The sequence below is a fragment of the Neisseria sp. P0022.S010 genome (assembly GCF_051956635.1).
On record NZ_JBQCXF010000014.1, the window covers coordinates 1 to 20,114 of the forward strand.

The window sequence follows — 20,114 nt, forward strand, 5'->3', positions numbered from 1 at the left end:
TTATCCAAATTGGAACAGCTCCTTTCAGACGGCAACAAAACCGAGCTTTACCGCTATTTTGAAGAAGCCGCACAAATGCGTAATGACTGGCTGAAAAACCGTTAAACCTGTTTTCAGACGGCCTGATGCCTTCTCGGCCAAACCTTCATCACAATAAAAAGGGCATCTGTTTAGATGCCCTTTTTGGTTTCTTACGGATTGTCTTTCAAACGGAACTCAGCCGCCCTAGCGTGCGCAGTCAAACTTTCGCCATGCGCCAACACGCTGGCGGTTTTACCCAACTTCTGCGCGCCTTGTTCCGAAACCTGAATCAGACTGGAGCGTTTTTGGAAATCATATGTTCCCAAAGGAGAAGAGAAACGCGCCGTGCGGCTGGTCGGCAAAACGTGGTTGGGACCTGCGCAATAGTCGCCCAGGCTTTCACTGGTATAGCGTCCCATGAAAATCGCACCGGCATGGCGGATTTTTTTCGCCCACTCTTGCGGATTCTCAACCGACAGTTCCAAGTGTTCGGGAGAAATATAGTTGGCGATTTCGCAGGCTTCGTCCAAGTCTTTAGCCAAAATCATTGCGCCGCGGTTGCCCAATGAAGCTTCAATAATCGCACGGCGCGGCATGGTTTCAATTAGGCGGTTCATGGCCGTCTGAACTTCGTCCAAATAAGCTTGGGAAGTACCGATCAAAATCGCTTGTGCAATTTCATCGTGTTCTGCCTGACTGAACAAATCCATGGCCACCCAATCGGCAGGTGTCGTGCCATCGGCAATCACCAAAATTTCAGACGGCCCTGCCACCATATCAATGCCGACCACGCCGAACACGCGTCGCTTGGCCGCAGCGACAAAAGCATTGCCCGGGCCGGTAATCTTATCGACTTGAGGCACGGATTCCGTACCATAAGCCAAAGCTGCAACCGCCTGCGCGCCGCCGACCGTAAACACTTTGGTCACACCGGCCACAAAAGCAGCCGCCAACACAATATCGTTGCGCTCGCCTTTCGGAGTGGGAACGACCATGATGATTTCTTTCACGCCGGCAACGTGGGCAGGCATGGCGTTCATGATGACGGAACTCGGATAAGCGGCTTTACCGCCCGGAACATAAATACCGACACGGTCAAGCGGCGTAATCTGCTGGCCCAAAAGCGTGCCGTCTTCGTCTTCGTAAGTCCACGACTCCATTTTTTGGTGTTTATGGTAGCTTTCCACCCGTCTCGCCGCCGTTTTCAAGGCCGTCTGAATGTTTTCGGGCAAACGCTCAAACGCAGACTGCAAATCGTCTTGCGTCAGGATTAAATCATCGATGGTTTGAGCGGATGTACCGTCAAAGCGGTTGGTGTATTCAATCAGCGCCGCATCGCCGCGTTTTTGAACATCGGCGCAGATGTCGGCAACAATACGGTCGATTTCAGGATTTTGCGCGGTTTCAAAAGCGAGTAACGCTTTAAGTTCGGCTTGAAAATCAGGGGATTGGGTGTCGAGTTTCTTCATGGTTTGCTCTCTTCTTTGTTTCTATATCTCTACGAAAATCCTACCTAGCTATTCTTTGATCACGTTTTGGCACTTTTCATCCCAGTATACCTTCCATCTACCATGTTTTTTAGCAAAAAAAACCGTAAACTCATCATTTACATAATCGGCAACATAGCGAAGATTAGGAGGATTTTCATCAAAACTTAATATCCAAGGATGGAAGTAAAAGGTTTTCTCCCACCTCTTCTGAGTATAGCCGAGATTCTTGGCAAACTGAGGGATGGGTTGTTGCATCTCACTTTCCAAATAGGACTGAATGGCATTGTCAATACTATTTAAACGAGCTAATAGTTGCTTAAACTGATCTTCCTCCTCAATTTTGAAATCACCTATGAACTCAAATTCTGCAAAGTCTATAGAAAATTCAAATAATGTGATTTTACCATCCTCAGCATAGTGCCCATCTTCATCAACACAACAACGAGTTCCTGACTTCAACACTCGCTCAAAATCTAGATCCGCAAAGCGATTACGGGGAAGTATTGACTCACGCTCTTGAGATTTTTGGGATTTTTTACTAAATAACTGCTTAAATATCTGAAGCATCGCATCTCTCTATTCTTCCTCAACAACATCAGCTATGAAGTCATTTCTGTTTATCCCAAGCACTTAAACCGATTGGAATAGACCTACTTAACCAGCGCAACTGAGAATTATCTTTATATATTTCTTTTCCAGTTCTTATGTTCAGACGGCCTCAGCCACATACAGGCCGTCTGAACATTATCTTTTCAAAAAACCTTTTTTCTGCAAAAACGCCAACATATGCGGCCGCACGGGATTGCCCAAGGTTTTGGCCAGCGATTCCTTCCAAGGTATCGGGCTGCCCTTGCGTAACTCATAATAATCCGCCACGGCCTGATTATAGGTTTCAACCGCATCGGCATTCAGGCTTGGGCAGGCGTTTTCGGCGTACACCATTTCCTTCGGCAGGCGCGGTTTGAACGGCGGGTCTTGGTCGGGATAACCAAGGCAGAGCCCCACCAAAGGCACGCAATAATCCGGCAGGTTCAATACGTCCGATACTTTTTGCGCATTATTGCGCAATGCGCCAATATACACGCCGCCCAGCCCAAGCGATTCGGCGGCAAGCAATACGTTTTGCGCCATAATGCCTGCATCGACCGCGCCAATCAGAGTAACTTCCGCCCAATCAATTTGCGCATCGGGAAACATCGCCTTGTGTTTGGAGAAATCGATGCAAAACAATAAAAATTCCGCACAATGGACAATATAAGGTGCGCTTCCTGCCGCTTCATGTATTCCCTGCCTCAGCGCAAGGTCGGATACGCGGATGATGGAAACGCATTGCAGGTTGTTGGAAGTCGAAGCCTGCTGCCCCGCACGCACCAGCGTATCGAGGATTTCATCGGTAATCGGCTCGGAAGTAAACCTGCGGATGGAACGATGGGAAAGAATCGTATCGAGTGTCGGTTTGCTTTGCATCATGACGGGGCTTTCAAACTGGGTTGGCAAACAGGTTTTACTAAAAACTTTTCAGACGGCCTTAGCGGCATCTTCAAATGCCTGAATAATCGGATTCAACAGCTCATATTTGGTTTTCAAGGCAGCTTTGTTGACCACCAAGCGGCTGGAAATATCAGCCACATGTTCTACAGCTTCCAAACCATTGGCCTTCAATGTATTGCCGCTGGAAACCAAATCGACAATCGCATCGCTCAGACCGACCAAAGGCGCAAGCTCCATCGAGCCGTACAGTTTGATGATGTCCACATGCACACCTTTGCCGGCAAAATGTTCGGCGGCGATGTCGGGATATTTGGTGGCAATCCGCAAGCGGCTGCCGGGTTGGGAAGCGGCGGCATAATCAAAACCTTTTTTAACCGCAACCATCATGCGGCATGAGGCGATGTGCAAATCCAAAGGTTGATACAGGCCATCTCCGCCATGCTCGATCAGCACGTCCTTACCGGCAATGCCGAAGTCCGCCGCACCATATTGCACATAAGTCGGCACATCGGTCGCACGCACAATCACCAAACGGATGTTGTCATGATTCGTGCCAATAATCAGCTTGCGCGATTTTTCCGGCTCTTCTGCAGGCACAATACCGGCGGCGGCCAACAGCGGCAGGGTTTCCTCAAAAATCCGTCCTTTGGATAAAGCAATCGTTAAAAGTGTGTCGGTCATTTTTTCTTTTCCTTTGCCGTATCAAAAGCAAGAAGGCCGTCTGAAATCAACAACCCATTTCAGACGGCCTCAACTACGGTTTTACAATAAAGTTTTCACATCGGCTGCAATCGTTTCAGGCTCGCTGCCGTAAGGCGAGAAAATCGCCACTTCACCGTTTTTATCAATCAAATATGCGCCTGAAGAATGGTCGACCAAATAGTTTTCGCTGTCTTCTTTTTGGTTCACTTTAGCCGATACCACGCGGTATTGCTGCTTGATGACTGGCAGGCTTTGATCGCCGGTAGCCGTCAGGCCGATAAAATCAGGGTTGAACTGTTTGGCGTATTTGCCGATTACTTCAGGCGTATCGCGCTCAGGGTCGATGCTGACGAATACCACTTTCACGTCTTTAGCCTGATCGCCCAATTGTTTCAAAGTATCGCTGTAAGTCAGCAACTCGGTCGGGCACACGTCAGGACAGTGGGTATAACCGAAAGACAGGATAACCACTTTGCCTTTCAAATCGCTCAGGCTGAAAGGTTTGCCGTCGCCATCGGTCAATGTAAAGTCGCCGCCAATGTCTTCTTTGCGCATATCGGTACCACGCGCTTGCGCTTTGGCAGTAGATTCACCGGAAGCGGACGGTGCGGCAGAAGCGGCAGGCGCCGAAGAAGCTTCTTTGGCTTCCTCTTTAGGCTGACAAGCAGCCAGGGTGGCCAACGCAATAGCACTGAGTAAGAAAGTTCGTGTAACGGAAAGCATAAATTTTCTCCAAAACCGTTTCAAATAAATAAGGCCAAACAACCACCCGGCCAGTCTAAAAACAAAACATCTTCATATTAACGCGTTTGACACATTAAAAGTAGCCCTTTTTGTAGATAAATACCGTTTTTTTGTTTTAAAAACCTACCTTCCATTTGGACAGGCATTAAACTCAAAAAGTTTAATTCATTAAAAATCAAACAAATATAAAAATAATTCAATTTTTTTTCAAATACCGCTTTACAAGATTCGAGAACTCGCTATAATGACGACTTCTTCGCTAGCCCAGGTGGCGAAATTGGTAGACGCAGGGGACTCAAAATCCCCCGCCGCAAGGTGTGTCGGTTCGAGTCCGACCCTGGGCACCAAATTTAAAAAACCTCTTGATTCAGTCAAGAGGTTTTTTGCTATTCGTTATTTGCAAAAACCTTCTCCTTACTCAAACTGTCAACAATCCATCCACACCAAGATCAATAAAACTGTTTTTTTATTTCTTTAAAATCAACCTTCAATCTATTTTCCCGTTTCAAATGTTAAAAGATGAAAGATTTTATCTTGATTGAACAGTCGGTTTGCGTTATCTTTTCTACTCTTTTTCACAAACTCTGTGTTCCTTTCCAATTGTTTGGACAGTCTGACTGTCGCCGTATTCCCTCAATGCGCGTACCCTAAATCGCTGCTTGGCGGAATTGCATTACAGGTGCTGTGGTGAGGCGGATTGTTCCTATTGGTTAGAAACCGCATAAAAGAGGTCAATATGCAATTATCAGGCGCACAAATCGTCGTGCAAAGTCTCAAAGCCGAAGGTGTCGAGTATGTATTCGGCTATCCGGGCGGCGCGGTTATCGAAATCTACGATGCCCTTTTCCAACTCAATAAATTCAAGCACATCCTGGTTCGCCACGAGCAGGCAGCCGTACATGCGGCAGATGCCTATGCCCGTGTCAGCGGCAAAGTCGGCGTTGCCTTGGTGACTTCCGGCCCAGGTGTAACCAATGCCCTGACCGGTATCGCCACCGCTTACAGCGACTCCATTCCGTTGGTAGTCATCAGCGGCCAGGTGGGCAACTCCCTTATCGGGACAGACGCATTCCAAGAAGTGGACACAGTCGGCATTACCCGCCCTTGTGTCAAACACAATTTCTTGGTAACCAATATTGCTGAGTTGGCAGACACCATCAAAAAAGCTTTCCAAATTGCCGCAAGCGGCCGTCCGGGTCCCGTTGTTGTCGATGTTCCTAAAGATGTCACCCAAGCAATGGCTAAATTCAGCTATCCGCAAGAAGACATCTTCATCCGCTCTTACCAACCGGTTGTACAAGGCCACATCGGTCAAATCAAAAAAGCCGTACAAATGCTGGCTTCCGCCAAACGCCCTATTGTTTACTTCGGCGGCGGCGTGGTTTTGGGCAATGCCTCTGAGGAAATGACCAAATTCGTCCGCATGATCGGCGCTCCTTGTACCGGTACATTGATGGGCTTGGGTGCATACCCTTCCAGCGACCGCCAATTCTTGGGTATGCTGGGTATGCACGGTACTTACGAAGCCAACCTCGCCATGCAGAATGCAGACGTTGTACTGGCAATCGGTGCGCGCTTCGATGACCGCGTGATTTCCGTACCATCCAAATTCTTTGAAAAAGCCAAAAAGATTATTCATATCGACGTTGACCCGTCCAGCATTGCCAAACGTGTCAAAGTGGATATCCCGATTGTCGGCGACGTGAAAAACGTATTGTCCGAAATGATTCAATTGTGGGGCAAGCAAGAATCTGCACCTGCAGCCGACTCATTGGATAAATGGTGGAAAAGCATCGAAGAATGGCGTTCGCGCAACTGCCTGTGGTTTGATAATGAAAGCGAAATCATCAAACCGCAATACGTCATTCAAAAACTGGCCGAAATCACCAATAATTCTGCCATCATTACTTCCGACGTCGGTCAACACCAAATGTTTACCGCCCAATATTACCCATTTGAGCGTCCTCGCCAATGGCTCAATTCCGGCGGTTTAGGCACAATGGGTGTCGGCTTGCCATATGCCATCGGTGCGAAACTGGCTGCTCCTGATCAAGATGTATTCTGCATCACCGGCGAAGGCTCGATTCAGATGAACATCCAAGAGCTGTCGACCTGCTTCCAATACCGCGTTCCGGTTAACGTCGTTACCCTGAACAACGGCTACCTCGGCATGGTCCGCCAATGGCAAGAACTTTATTACGGCAACCGTGAATCGGAAACCTATTTCGACTCATTGCCTGATTTTGTCAAACTGGCTGAAGCCTACGGCCATATCGGCATCCGTGTGGACAAGAAATCCGATGTAGAAGGCGCTTTACTGGAAGCATTAAACCAAAAAGACCGTCTGGTATTCCTCGATTTCTTGACCGACAAGAAACAAAACGTACTGCCTATGGTCGGCAACGGCAAAGGTTTGGATGAAATGGTTCTGCCGCCGCATATGCGCGATATTGCAAAAGCGTAAGGAGAAAGAAATGCGACATATCTTATCTATTCTGATGGAAAACGAATCAGGTGCGATGAGCCGTGTGGTAGGTTTGTTCTCCGCACGCGATTACAACATCGACTCCCTGGCCGTAGCACCAACCGAAGACAAAACCTTGTCTCGCATGACCATTGTTACCCACGGCGATGAGCACGTTATCGAGCAAATCACCAAACAACTCAACAAACTGATTGAAGTTGTCAAAGTGGTTGATTTGAACGAAAGCCGTTTTGTCGAACGCGAACTGATGTTGGTAAAAGTCCGCGCCGTCGGCAAAGACCGCGACGAATTCCTGCGATTGACCGAAATCTACCGTGGCAGCGTCATTGATGTAACAGACCGCAGCTATACCATCGAAATCACAGGCTCTACCGAAAAACTCGACTCTTTCCTCGAAACAGTCGGTCGTGCTCAAATTTTGGAAACCGTCCGCACAGGCGCAGCCGGTATCGGTCGTGGCGAGCGTATTTTGAAAATTTAACGCTGTATCGTTCAGACGGCCTTTTACTTTCAACAAAGGCCGTCTGAAAAACAGCAGGAGACAAACATGTCAAGCATCCAAATCGTTGCATTAGTTACCGTCAAACCCGAATACACCGAGGCTCTGGCTGCCCAGTTTAAAGAATTGGTCAAAGCCAGCCGTGCAGAAGAAGGCAACATCAGCTACGACCTGCACCAAGAAATCGGCAAACCCAACCGTTTCGTATTCGTAGAAAATTGGAAATCCCAAGCAGCTATTGACGAACACAACGCCAGCGAACATTTCCAAAACTTCGTCAAATCCATCGAAGGAAAAACCGAAGCATTGGAAATCGTCTTGATGAATCAAGTCCCTGCTTAACCCCCTATTACTTTTAACTCAACCCGGATTGTCCGGAACCCTCTTACACTAAGGAAATAAAATGCAAGTTTATTATGATAAAGACGCTGACCTTTCTCTGATCAAAGGCAAAACCGTTGCCATCATCGGTTACGGTTCACAAGGTCACGCACACGCAGCAAACCTGAAAGACTCCGGCGTAAATGTCGTCATCGGTCTGCGCCAAGGCGGCTCTTGGAAAAAAGCCGAAGCAGCCGGCCACGACGTACGCACCGTTGCCGAAGCAACCAAAGCAGCCGACGTTGTGATGATTCTGTTGCCTGACGAAAACCAACCTGTCGTATACAAAAACGAAATCGAGCCAAACTTGAAAGAAGGCGCAGTATTGGCATTCGCTCACGGCTTCAACGTACACTACAACCAAATCATACCCCGCGCCGACCTCGACGTTATCATGGTTGCCCCTAAAGGCCCAGGCCACACCGTACGCAGCGAATTCCTGAAAGGCGGCGGCGTACCTTCCCTGATCGCCGTTTACCAAGATAAAAGCGGCAAAGCACGCGACATCGCCCTGTCTTACGCAGCAGCCAACGGCGGCACCAAAGGCGGCGTAATCGAAACCAACTTCCGCGAAGAAACCGAAACCGACCTCTTCGGTGAACAAGCCGTATTGTGCGGCGGCGTGGTCGAATTGATCAAAACCGGCTTCGAAACCCTGACCGAAGCAGGCTATGCCCCAGAAATGGCCTACTTCGAATGCCTGCATGAAATGAAGCTCATCGTTGACCTGATTTACGAAGGCGGCATCGCCAACATGAACTACTCCATTTCCAACAATGCAGAGTACGGCGAATACGTAACCGGCGTCGAAGTCATCAACGACAAATCCCGCGAAGCCATGCGCAACGCCCTCAAACGCATCCAAACCGGTGAATACGCTAAAATGTTCATCCAAGAAGGTGCCGTCAACTACGCCAGCATGACAGCCCGCCGCCGTCTGACCGCCGACCACCAAATTGAAAAAGTCGGCGCTCAACTGCGTTCCATGATGCCTTGGATTGCCAAAAACAAACTGGTTGACCAAGACAAAAACTAATCTGTCTTTCAATCAAATAAAACCTGCCCGAGCAATCAGGCAGGTTTTTTATATATTTGCAAACCCAATACACTATAAATTCCAATTACCAAGGCCGAGAGCTGTGCAAAATTCCCCAAAATCTCCTAAATGTTTTGGTGGGAATTTAAGGAATTTTGGGGAATTCTGCACAGGTTTCAAGCCGTTATGTGATCGAACAATGCTTCGGTACGCTGCACTGTAAATTCTGCTACGCCCGAGCTGTCTATTTTGGTTTGCTCAAAGTGAGTGCACAAAAACATCTGAAGGCGATGTGTTTAAACCTTTTGAAAGCGGCTAACACCTGTTGTCACCTAAAAGGCGGCCCGGATTCCTGATTATTGGGTATCCTAGGGGATTTAAGGGGGTATTTGAGTAGGATCGGTGAATATTTGAAACGAAAACAGCTGAAACCTGTCCTTAGGTTTCAGCTGTTGGGTAAAAAGAAATTTTGCAAAGGTCTCGGCCTTTTGAATTACAACAGACTGCTAAAGATATATTCATTTATCTTTGGCTACTGTCCTGATTAATTCATCAAATAAATTCAAAACATAATCTAAGCATAAAAAAATGCGGCCTAAATAGGCCGCATTTACTTTGCTTCGTCTTTTCAGACGGCCTTTTCAGGCCGTCTGAAAGTCAGATTACCATTGGTAACCAACTGCTGCGGTAGCACCGAAGTGACCACGTGAGTTGCCGGAAGCAGTACCTTTGATGATCCAGTTACCACCATCGGAGATGCTAGAGAAGCCGACAGCGTAACCGGTTTCACCGCGGTAGTGACCGCCACCGATAGCCAACATGCTCTTACCTGGCAAGTAAGCTTGTGGCAGACCGGCAGTAGCCAAGGCTTGAGCCACACCTGCGCGGGCGTTGTTGTCAACCTTGTTCACATTGCTGTTCACATCGCCGAATTTTTGGTTCAGCTGGTCAACGTTAACCGCATCGGTACCGTTCTTACCTGGAGCAACATTTTTAATAGTAGTGTTGCCGGCATCGATACCACCTTGGTTGATGGTTACAGGACCTGCTTTCAGTTCGTTAGTAGTAACACTGTTAACGGTCAGATCAGGGTTCAAGCTGACTTTCAGCGCATCGCCGTCTTTCTTAACGAAGATGTTTTGAACTTCTTTCTCTGAAGTCTTACCGGTTGCTTTGTCGAATACTTGAACTTTAGTACCCGCATCACCTTTAATCTGAATAGTGTTATTCAGAGGTTTGGAGATAGAGTGCTCTTTATCAACAATACCAGTCTCATCAACCAGACCGAAGGTGCCGTCAGCATCTTTACCATCTTTACCGTCTTTACCATCTCTAATGATGGTGGTGGTGGTGTTACCGTTACCGTCTTTGATGGTTACAGTATGTTCGCCTTTAGCTGTAGTTTCAACTTTAGCTTCAGCGTTCTTACCATCTTTCACAACTTTAGAAGTGGTATTGATAACATTACCATCTTTATCCAAGTTTCTAACAGTGATAGTGGTTTTACCTTCAGCATCATCACGTGTAACTTCAGCTTCAGCTGACTTACCATTATCACCGGTTGCACCAGTTGCGCCGGTATCACCTTTGGCACCTTGAGCACCGGTATCACCTTTAGCACCTTGGGCACCAGTGTCACCTTTGTCGCCTTTAGCGCCTTGGTCACCTTTAATACCTTGGTCACCTTTATCGCCTTTGTCGCCTTTGACACCTTTATCGCCTTGGTCACCTTTGGCACCAGTTGCACCGGTAGCGCCAGTTGCACCGTCTTTAACGATAGTAGTAGTAGTGTTACCGTTACCGTCTTTGACAGTTACAGTGTGAGTGCCGTTGCCGTTGTCTTTAACTTCGGCTTCAGCGTTCTTACCGTCTTTAACGATAGTGGTAGTAGTTTTACCGTCGCCATCGGTGATGGTTACAGTGTGAGTACCGTTGCCGTTGTCTTTAACTTCGGCTTTGGCGTTCTTACCGTCTGCACCGTCTTTAACGATAGTGGTAGTGGTATTACCGTCGCCATCGGTGATAGTTACAGTGTGAGTGCCGTTGCCGTTGTCTTTAACGTCAGCTTTAGCATTCTTACCGTCTGCACCAGTGTCACCTTTAGCACCGGTATCACCTTTAGCACCGGTATCGCCTTTGTCGCCTTTAGCGCCTTGGTCACCTTTAATACCTTGGTCACCTTTATCGCCTTTGTCGCCTTTGACGCCTTTGTCGCCTTGGTCACCTTTGGCACCGGTATCACCTTTAGCACCGGTATCACCTTTATCACCTTTAGCACCGGTATCGCCTTTAGCAGCAGCTGTACCGTCTTTAACGATGGTAGTAGTGGTATTACCGTTACCGTCTTTGATGGTTACAGTATGAGTGCCGTCACCGTTGTCTTTAACGTCGGCTTCAGCATTCTTACCATCTGCACCAGTTGCACCGGTAGCACCGGTAGCACCGTCTTTAAGGATGGTAGTAGTGGTATTACCGTTACCGTCTTTGATGGTTACAGTGTGGGTGCCGTCGTTGTTCTTTTTAACTGAGGCTTCAGCATTCTTACCGTCTTTAACGATGGTAGTAGTGGTGTTACCTTCACCATCGGTGATGGTTACAGTATGAGTACCGTTGCCGTTGTCTTTAACGTCAGCTTTAGCGTTCTTACCATCTACGCCGTCTTTAACGATAGTAGTAGTGGTATTACCTTCGCCATCGGTGATGGTTACAGTGTGGGTACCGTTGCCGTTGTCTTTAACATCAGCTTTAGCGTTCTTACCATCTACACCGTCTTTAACGATGGTAGTAGTAGTTTTACCGTCACCGTCAACAACAGTCACAGTGTGAGTACCGTCACCGTTGTCATTAACTTTGGCTTCAGCGTTCTTACCGTCTGCACCGGTATCACCTTTGGCACCAGTTGCACCGTCTTTGACGATGGTAGTAGTAGTGTTACCGTTACCGTCTTTAATGGTTACAGTATGAGTACCGTTGCCGTTGTCTTTAACTTCGGCTTCAGCGTTCTTACCGTCTTTAACGATGGTAGTAGTAGTTTTACCGTCACCGTCAACAACAGTCACTGTGTGAGTACCATTGCCGTTGTCTTTAACGTCGGCTTTGGCATTCTTACCGTCTGCACCGGTATCACCTTTCGCGGCGGCTTTACCGTCTTTAACGATGGTGGTAGTAGTTTTACCGTCACCGTCAACAACAGTCACAGTGTGAGTACCGTCACCGTTGTCTTTAACTTCGGCTTTAGCATTCTTACCGTCTGCACCGGTATCACCTTTGGCACCAGTTGCACCGTCTTTGACGATGGCAGTAGTAGTGTTACCGTTACCATCTTTAATGGTTACAGTGTGAGTACCGTCGCCGTTGTCTTTAACTTCGGCTTCAGCGTTCTTACCGTCTTTAACGATAGTGGTAGTAGTTTTACCATCACCGTCAACGATGGTCACTGTATGAGTACCGTCGCCATTGTCTTTAACATCAGCTTTGGCATTCTTACCATCGGCACCAGTTGCACCGTCTTTAACGATGGTAGTAGTGGTGTTACCGTTACCGTCTTTGATGGTTACAGTGTGGGTACCGTCGCCGTTGTCTTTAACGTCGGCTTCAGCGTTCTTACCATCTGCACCAGTTGCGCCGGTATCGCCTTTGGCACCAGTTGCACCATCTTTAACGATGGTAGTAGTAGTGTTACCGTTACCGTCTTTGATGGTTACAGTGTGGGTACCGTCGCCGTTGTCTTTAACGTTGGCTTCAGCGTTCTTACCGTCGGCACCAGTGTCACCTTTAGCACCAGTTGCACCGTCTTTAACGATGGTAGTAGTGGTGTTACCGTTACCGTCTTTGATGGTTACAGTGTGAGTACCGTCGCCGTTGTCTTTAACGTCAGCTTCAGCGTTCTTACCGTCGGCGCCAGTGTCACCTTTAGCACCAGTTGCACCGTCTTTAACGATGGTAGTAGTGGTGTTACCGTTACCGTCTTTGATGGTTACAGTGTGGGTACCGTCGCCGTTGTCTTTAACATCAGCTTCAGCGTTCTTACCGTCGGCACCGGTTGCGCCGGTATCGCCTTTGGCACCGGTTGCACCGTCTTTAACGATGGTAGTAGTGGTATTACCGTTACCGTCTTTGATGGTTACAGTGTGGGTACCGTCGCCGTTGTCTTTAACGTCGGCTTCAGCGTTCTTACCGTCGGCACCAGTGTCACCTTTGGCACCAGTTGCACCGTCTTTAACGATGGTAGTCGTGGTGTTACCGTTACCGTCTTTGATGGTTACAGTATGAGTACCGTCGCCGTTGTCTTTAACGTCGGCTTCAGCGTTCTTACCGTCGGCACCAGTTGCACCAGTCGCGCCGGTATCGCCTTTGGCACCAGTTGCACCGTCTTTAACGATGGTAGTAGTGGTGTTACCGTTACCGTCTTTGATGGTTACAGTATGAGTACCGTCGCCGTTGTCTTTAACGTCGGCTTCAGCGTTCTTACCGTCGGCACCAGTGTCACCTTTAGCACCAGTTGCACCGTCTTTAACGATGGTAGTAGTGGTGTTACCGTTACCATCTTTGATGGTTACAGTATGAGTACCGTCGCCGTTGTCTTTAACGTCGGCTTCAGCGTTCTTACCATCTGCACCGGTTGCACCAGTTGCGCCGGTATCGCCTTTGGCACCAGTTGCACCGTCTTTAACGATGGTAGTAGTGGTGTTACCGTTACCGTCTTTAATGGTTACAGTATGAGTACCGTCGCCGTTGTCTTTAACGTCGGCTTCAGCGTTCTTACCGTCGGCACCGGTTGCACCAGTTGCGCCGGTATCGCCTTTGGCACCAGTTGCACCGTCTTTAACGATGGTAGTAGTGGTATTACCGTTACCGTCTTTGATGGTTACAGTGTGAGTACCGTCACCGTTGTCTTTAACTTCAGCTTCAGCGTTCTTACCGTCTTTAACGATAGTGGTAGTGGTGTTACCTTCACCATCAGTGATGGTTACAGTGTGGGTACCGTCGCCATTGTCTTTAACTTCGGCTTTAGCGTTCTTACCATCTACACCATCTTTACCATCTTTAACGATAGTAGTAGTGACTGAACCGGTCTCAAGATCAGTAATAGTGATTGTATGGGTACCGTCACCATTATCTACAACTTCACCTGTGATGCTGCCACCTTTTTCACCAGTATCACCTTTAGCGCCGGTATCACCTTTTTCACCTTTGTCGCCGGTTGCGCCAGTGTCACCTTTTTCACCTTTGTCGCCGGTTGCGCCAGTTGCGCCGGTGTCACCTTTTTCACCTTTGTCGCCGGTCGCGCCAGTAGCACCAGTGTCACCTTTTTCACCTTTGTCGCCGGTTGCGCCAGTTGCGCCGGTGTCACCTTTTTCACCTTTGTCGCCGGTTGCGCCAGTGTCACCTTTTTCACCTTTGTCGCCGGTTGCACCAGTAGCGCCGGTGTCACCTTTTTCACCTTTGTCGCCGGTTGCGCCAGTTGCGCCGGTGTCACCTTTTTCACCTTTGTCGCCGGTTGCACCAGTAGCACCGTCTTTACCATCTTTACCGTTTTTACCGTCTTTAACGATGGTAGTAGTTACTGAGCCATCACTTTCATCAATAATAGTGATGGTATGAGTACCGTCGTTGTTATTTACAACTGTACCAGTGACGCCGCTGCCTTTTTCGCCAGTATCACCTTTTTCGCCGGTATCACCTTTAGGGCCAGCAGGACCAGTATCGCCTTTAGCACCAGTTGCACCTGTATCGCCTTTAGGACCAGTCGCGCCAGTTGCACCTGTATCGCCTTTAGGGCCAGGCGCACCAGTAGCGCCGGAAGCACCAGTAGAACCACCACCGATTACGCTCAGGGTGTATTCGTTAGTGCCGTTTGAAGTCATCTTCAGGCCGTCACCAGCGATCAGTTTCAGGGTGTTATTGGCATTTGATTTAGGATCGTATTTGTATGTACCTACAGCTGGTGAGCTACCGCTACCATCGTGACCTTGGAATACAAACGGATTCAGGTTTTCGATACGATTTGCAACAGCGTACAATTGAGAGCCGTTGATTGCATCGGTAGAAGTTGCAGAGATACGACCTGCGGCAACGTTTTGGATTTGACGTTCGTTACCTGCAGAACCTACAGACAATACTGCGCCATTGCCCAAACCGCTGGTTGCACCTGCGAAGCCGCTGTAAGTGTAGCTGCCAACAGTAGCAGTGTTAGTAGGTACGAAGTTGCTGGTTGTAGAACCGTTACCCAAAGCTACGCTGTTTTCGATAGTAGATTTAGCTTCAGTACCCAAAGCCAGAGTGTTTTTAGCTGTTGCTTGAGCACCGTTACCCAGAGCAGTTGCATATTCACCGCCATTAGCTTGAGCACCACGGCCCAATGCAATTGCTTGTTTAGAAGCAGCGTTACTTTGTACGCCCAAAGCTACTGAGTATTTACCAGTTGCTGTAGCAGCAGGACCGAATGCTGCAGCAGAAGTACCGTCAGCTACGGAACCACGACCGATTGCTACGTCAGAACCTTGTTTGGCTTGAGCGTCGCCACCCAATGCTACCGCGCCGTTTGCCAGAGCTTTAGAGCGCTCACCGATGGCTGTTGCTACGATACCGGTTGCTTGAGCTTCTGTACCGATTGCCATTGCCGAACCGGCATTATTTACTACGCCGTCGCCATCAGCGCCAGTAGAAGTACCGTCAGCTGTAGCAGAATGACCTACGGCAACGTCAGCAGCTTGCTTAGCAGTTGCACCGTTACCTTGAGCGATAGAGTTATTGCCAGCAGCTTTAGATTGAGTACCCAAAGCGATAGAGTTGTTACCGATTGCTTTAGCAGCAGAACCTGCTTTATTACCGAAATTACCATCCATCGCACCGCCAATAGCTACAGAATTTTCACCTGTTGCTTGAGCAGATGCACCACCAGCAAATGAGCCTGTGCCATTAGCTTGAGACAACACGCCGATAGCGGTAGCACGGTGAGCAGTTGATTCAGCATAAGCACCGACACCAATTGCGTTATCACCTCTAGAAACTGATTTAGTACCGACAGCAATGGAGTTATTGTTAGACGCAGTGGCAGTTTGACCCACAGCAATAGAGTTAGACTGAGCAGCAGTAGCGTTAGAACCTACAGCAATTGCAGCTTCTTTATTGGCTTGCGCATATGGACCAACTGCAACTGTCAGATTACCTTCTGCTTTTGTATATGAACCAACGCCGACAGCTTGAATACCTGACGCATTTGCGCTAGTACCTGCTGCAATCGCGTGGTCTTGGCTTGCCACAGTATCTTTACCGACAGCAATAGCATTGGTCCAAGCACCATGAGCGTTGTTACCAATAGCGATAGAATCTTGTTTTTCAGCGTTTGCATGCGTACCTACAGCAACTGCAGCAGCATTTGCATTGGAGTTATCACCAATAGCTGTTGCAAATTGTGCACCAGCATTTGCACGGTTACCGAATGCACTTGCGGAGTCTTGAGTAGCAGTTGCACGGTTACCTACTGCAGTCGCACGAATTTGAGTTGCTTGGGCTACATTACCGATTGCAACAGAAGCTTCACCACTTGCAACAGAGCTTACACCCATTGCAGTCGATGCACCGCCGGTTGCGATATTGTTATTACCCACAGCCAATGCTGCGTTTGCAGTCGCAGTATTGTTCGCACCGTAAGCAATAGTGCCATCTTGACTGCTGGCAGTATTTTGATAACCCACTACAACAGAGTTGACACCAACGTTTCTGTTAGAACCGTTGTAAGTACCATCAGGAGTAATGTCTACTGCACTACCTCCCAATCTTACAGCGGCCTCTGCTCCGCTAGATGCCATCAAAGCACCTGCAGCAACCACCGCAGCAGCTACGGCTTTACGCTTGTCAGAAGCGGATTTTTTGCCGTGTGCATGGCTGATTTCGGAAACCGCGGTCCATGTCTGGGTCGCGTGGTTCCAAATGACTTTAAAGACTTTATTCATATCGATTTTCCTGTAAGGGGTTTGATTTCTTTTGGGACGTTTGCTCGGCTATAAACCGCCTGCCCATACATATGCCGCACTTCAGAGTCTCCCCTTTATGCGGTTTTACGTCGTAATCTCTTGTATGCAATTCCCGTGCCAAAAGTCTCCACTCGGCCGAATAACAGCTAAAAGCCTGTTTTATGGGATTTTATGCTGATACATTTCCGGAAGCATGTGAAGTTTGGGAAACGATGTGCCGTTTTTTGTCAGCTTGTTTCTTAACAAGTCACTTTTTGTCAGCTTCTATCAATGCATTCGGAATCCTTGTCCAAATTTTATATGCGTTTGGTTTCGTAAATCAACTCTTCCGATAAAGTGTTATTTTTTCGGACTCAACGGTCATGCCCGTTAGATTTACTTGTTGCTTTTTTTAAACGGATTTTCTAGCTATTTGATTTTACTTTTTTATTCTCAAACAATAATGATTACTAAATAATATATGATTTGAATAGTTTCTTTAGTGATAGATTTAGATGTGGGCTTTTATTTAGAGAATTAATGAGATTTGTATTGAAGGTTGATTTGAATCATGTAATGGGTTTATACAGTCTGTTTTCAGACGGCCTTTGACGTTTCCTAACATATAAATAGTGAACAAATGATACGAATTTATGCGCTATTGAGCCGCTAAATAGTATAAAAAAGGCAAGTGTAAAACTTGCCTTTACGTTTGGGATTTGTTTGTTCTCTATTGTAGAAAACTGTGTTGTTTTTCAGACGGCCTTACCAACGGAATGTTTGGGTCACGCCTGCGGATGCGCCGTTGTTGCCTGCATAGCCGTAGCCGCCGGTATGGCTGGAGGCGCAGGCGGTGAGTGTGGCAAGGGTCAGGATGAGGAGGATGTGTTTCATGTTTTTTCTCTGAGTGGGTTGGTTTTAGACTTGGGACGTTTTGTTGCCGTATGAATCGGAATGGATATGGCTTTGTTGCTTTGTCTTGATTTAATGTATTGAAAAAGGCCGTCTGAAAATGGGTTTCAGACGGCCTTTATTTTATATCAGCTTATTAGTAACAAGAATATTTGAAATCCTAACTACTTATCCGCCCTGCTTACTCATCTGCAGTCAAACGGCGAATAAAAGCAGCAAAGCTGTCGGCAATATATTCTTCATGAAAATTATCCAAATAAATATTGATAACCGGTGGCTCACCATCGGCATTTATGTTGCGATAATCCAGCGCAAAAAATCCGTGTCCGCTATCTTCTTCGGCAAAGTAAACGCCAATATGCGGTAATGCGTGATTTTTAGGATCTTCCAAAAAACGACTGCCCATTTTACCGCACAGGGCATTATTATTCGTAAAACCAATTCCATATATACCACGAACCATAAGTTCGCATTCATATCCATCCGTATCGGTATAACGAAAAAAACAACGTTTCAAACTACCGCCATTTTTCTGGCGCATCAAAGCGATATAGTCAATGGGCAGAGAATAGCCCAGCTCCTCTTCCACACGCGCAATAATCTCATCCGTAAGCGGCGTATCCCCTTCAAAACCTTCGTCATAGTTAACAAAAAGATTGGCAGCAAAATCTGCCAACTCGGTTTGGCTAAAAGACATGACTTATCCCATATATTAAAACTTAGGCCGTCTGAAATCGGTTTTCAGACGGCCTTTATTTTATATCAGCTTATTAGTGGCGGAAATGGCGGATGCCGGTTACGACCATGGCGATGCCGTGTTCGTCCGCTGCATCGAAGACTTCTTGGTCGCGCATGGAGCCTGCCGGATGGATGATGGCTTTGATGCCCTGCTCGGCAATGACATCTACGCCGTCGCGGAATGGGAAGAAGGCATCGGAAGCGGCACATGCACCGTTTAAGTCCAAACCTGCGTCCTGCGCTTTGCGGGCGGCGATGCGGGTGCTGTCCACGCGGCTCATTTGGCCTGCGCCGATGCCGTAGGTTTGGCCGCCTTTGCCGAAGACGATGGCGTTGGATTTGACGTATTTGGCGACGTTCCAGACAAACAGCAAATCGTTCCATTCTTGCTCGGTCGGTTGGCGTTTGGAGACGACTTTCAAATCGGCGCGGTTGAGACGGTGAATGTCGGGGGTTTGTACCAACAGTCCGCCGCCGACGCGTTTGAGTTCAAAGAGGTTCGCGCCTGCCTCAAGCGGCACTTCCAATACACGCACGTTTTTCTTGGCGGCGGCGATTTCGAGGGCTTCGGCGGTGAACTTCGGCGCCATGAGGACTTCCATAAATTGGTTGTCGGTAATTTGTTTGACGGTTTCGCCGTCCACTTCGCGGTTGAAGGCGATGATGCCGCCGAACGCGCTGGTGGTGTCGGTGGCGTAGGCGAGTTTGTAGGCAGTCAATGTATCGGCTGCAACGGCAACGCCGCACGGGTTGGCGTGTTTCACGATCACGCAGGCGGGCGCGTCGAAGGATTTGACGGCTTCCCAGGCGGCATCGGCATCGGCGATGTTGTTGTACGACAATTCTTTGCCTTGAAGCTGTTTGTAGGCGGAAAGGCTGCCTGCGGCGGGGTAAATATCGCGGTAGAACGCGGCGCGTTGGTGCGGATTTTCGCCGTAGCGCATGTCTTGCACTTTAATCCAGCTTTGGTTGAACTGGCTTGGGAATTCGCCGATTTGGGGCTGACCGCTCAAGACGTCGTCTGAAAGCGAGGTCAGGTAGTTGGAAATCATACCGTCGTATTGGGCGGTATGGCTGAATGCTTTGCGTGAAAGGTTGAAACGGGTTTTGTCGCTCAAGGCGCCGTTGTTGGCTTCGAGTTCGGCAGCGATGGCCGGGAAATCGGCTGTGTCGGTAACGATGGCGACGTGTTTCCAGTTTTTCGCGGCGGAGCGCACCATAGTCGGACCGCCGATGTCGATGTTTTCAATCGCGTCTTCCAGTGTGCAGTTTGGCTTGGCGATGGTGGCGGCGAAGGGGTAAAGGTTGACGCACACTAAATCGATATTGCCGATGCCGTGTTCTTCCATCTTGGCGACATGTTCGTCCAAATCGCGACGTCCGAGGATGCCGCCGTGGATTTTCGGATGCAGGGTTTTCACGCGGCCATCGAGCATTTCGGGAAAACCGGTATAGTCGGCAACTTCGATAACGGGAACGCCTGCATCAGCCAAGAGCTTTGCTGTACCACCGGTAGAGAGGATTTCTACACCGAGCTTGGTCAGGGTTTGGGCAAATTCGACTGCGCCTGTCTTGTCGGACAGGCTGATCAGGGCGCGTTTGATGGAAGACATGAGATTTCCTTTGTTGAAGGTTTAATCGATATGGGATGAATTTT

13 protein-coding genes and 1 tRNA gene are annotated in these 20,114 nt (G+C 48.3%); 5 read left to right on the top strand and 9 right to left on the bottom strand.

Annotated elements, in window-relative coordinates; translation table 11 throughout:
- Nucleotides 1-191: 191 nt before the first annotated feature.
- From hisD to ACTHUT_RS03155, 5 genes are all read right to left on the bottom strand, one after another.
- Nucleotides 192-1,490: a histidinol dehydrogenase gene (gene hisD, locus ACTHUT_RS03135; protein WP_070838717.1), complete on the bottom strand. Its 1,299-nt coding sequence runs from the start codon at nucleotides 1,488-1,490 to the stop codon at nucleotides 192-194.
- Nucleotides 1,491-1,538: 48 nt separating this feature from the next.
- Nucleotides 1,539-2,078, bottom strand: a complete 540-nt coding sequence (locus ACTHUT_RS03140) for a hypothetical protein (RefSeq protein ID WP_003748489.1) — start codon at nucleotides 2,076-2,078, stop codon at nucleotides 1,539-1,541.
- Nucleotides 2,079-2,255: 177 nt separating this feature from the next.
- The gene (gene nfsA, locus ACTHUT_RS03145; RefSeq protein ID WP_188213425.1) at nucleotides 2,256-2,981 is read right to left on the bottom strand and encodes an oxygen-insensitive NADPH nitroreductase; all 726 of its coding nucleotides are present in this window, start codon (nucleotides 2,979-2,981) and stop codon (nucleotides 2,256-2,258) included.
- 48 nt (nucleotides 2,982-3,029) lie between these two features.
- Nucleotides 3,030-3,683 carry an ATP phosphoribosyltransferase gene (hisG, locus tag ACTHUT_RS03150; protein WP_440386084.1) on the bottom strand — a complete coding sequence of 218 codons (654 nt, stop codon included), beginning with the start codon at nucleotides 3,681-3,683 and terminating at the stop codon, nucleotides 3,030-3,032.
- Between the two features lie 81 nt (nucleotides 3,684-3,764).
- Nucleotides 3,765-4,427, bottom strand: a complete 663-nt coding sequence (locus ACTHUT_RS03155) for an SCO family protein (protein ID WP_440386083.1) — start codon at nucleotides 4,425-4,427, stop codon at nucleotides 3,765-3,767.
- Nucleotides 4,428-4,710: 283 nt separating this feature from the next.
- Between ACTHUT_RS03155 and ACTHUT_RS03160 the strand changes: the two genes are divergently transcribed.
- The 5 genes from ACTHUT_RS03160 to ilvC all read left to right on the top strand — a co-directional run bounded on the left by ACTHUT_RS03160 (nucleotide 4,711) and on the right by ilvC (nucleotide 8,849).
- Nucleotides 4,711-4,795: transfer RNA gene (locus ACTHUT_RS03160), tRNA-Leu, on the top strand.
- A 389-nt stretch (nucleotides 4,796-5,184) separates the two neighbouring features.
- The gene (ilvB, locus tag ACTHUT_RS03165) at nucleotides 5,185-6,912 is read left to right on the top strand and encodes a biosynthetic-type acetolactate synthase large subunit (protein WP_440386082.1); all 1,728 of its coding nucleotides are present in this window, start codon (nucleotides 5,185-5,187) and stop codon (nucleotides 6,910-6,912) included.
- Nucleotides 6,913-6,922: 10 nt separating this feature from the next.
- Nucleotides 6,923-7,414, top strand: a complete 492-nt coding sequence (gene ilvN / locus ACTHUT_RS03170; RefSeq protein WP_003748480.1) for an acetolactate synthase small subunit — start codon at nucleotides 6,923-6,925, stop codon at nucleotides 7,412-7,414.
- A 66-nt stretch (nucleotides 7,415-7,480) separates the two neighbouring features.
- The gene (locus tag ACTHUT_RS03175; protein ID WP_107857323.1) at nucleotides 7,481-7,774 is read left to right on the top strand and encodes a putative quinol monooxygenase; all 294 of its coding nucleotides are present in this window, start codon (nucleotides 7,481-7,483) and stop codon (nucleotides 7,772-7,774) included.
- 61 nt (nucleotides 7,775-7,835) lie between these two features.
- Nucleotides 7,836-8,849: a ketol-acid reductoisomerase gene (gene ilvC / locus ACTHUT_RS03180; protein ID WP_440386081.1), complete on the top strand. Its 1,014-nt coding sequence runs from the start codon at nucleotides 7,836-7,838 to the stop codon at nucleotides 8,847-8,849.
- Nucleotides 8,850-9,511: 662 nt separating this feature from the next.
- Here ilvC and ACTHUT_RS03185 read toward each other — a convergent pair.
- From ACTHUT_RS03185 to purH, 4 genes are all read right to left on the bottom strand, one after another.
- Nucleotides 9,512-16,807 carry a collagen-flanked surface repeat-containing protein gene (locus ACTHUT_RS03185; protein WP_440418673.1) on the bottom strand — a complete coding sequence of 2,432 codons (7,296 nt, stop codon included), beginning with the start codon at nucleotides 16,805-16,807 and terminating at the stop codon, nucleotides 9,512-9,514.
- A gap of 765 nt (nucleotides 16,808-17,572) precedes the next feature.
- Nucleotides 17,573-17,701, bottom strand: coding sequence for a hypothetical protein (locus ACTHUT_RS03190; protein WP_256388401.1), 129 nt, complete (start codon nucleotides 17,699-17,701; stop codon nucleotides 17,573-17,575).
- Between the two features lie 199 nt (nucleotides 17,702-17,900).
- On the bottom strand, nucleotides 17,901-18,416 hold the full coding sequence (locus tag ACTHUT_RS03195) for an SMI1/KNR4 family protein (protein ID WP_440386079.1): 516 nt from the start codon (nucleotides 18,414-18,416) through the stop codon (nucleotides 17,901-17,903).
- Nucleotides 18,417-18,489: 73 nt separating this feature from the next.
- The gene (gene purH, locus ACTHUT_RS03200) at nucleotides 18,490-20,070 is read right to left on the bottom strand and encodes a bifunctional phosphoribosylaminoimidazolecarboxamide formyltransferase/IMP cyclohydrolase (protein ID WP_440386078.1); all 1,581 of its coding nucleotides are present in this window, start codon (nucleotides 20,068-20,070) and stop codon (nucleotides 18,490-18,492) included.
- Between the last annotated feature and the right edge of the window lie 44 nt (nucleotides 20,071-20,114).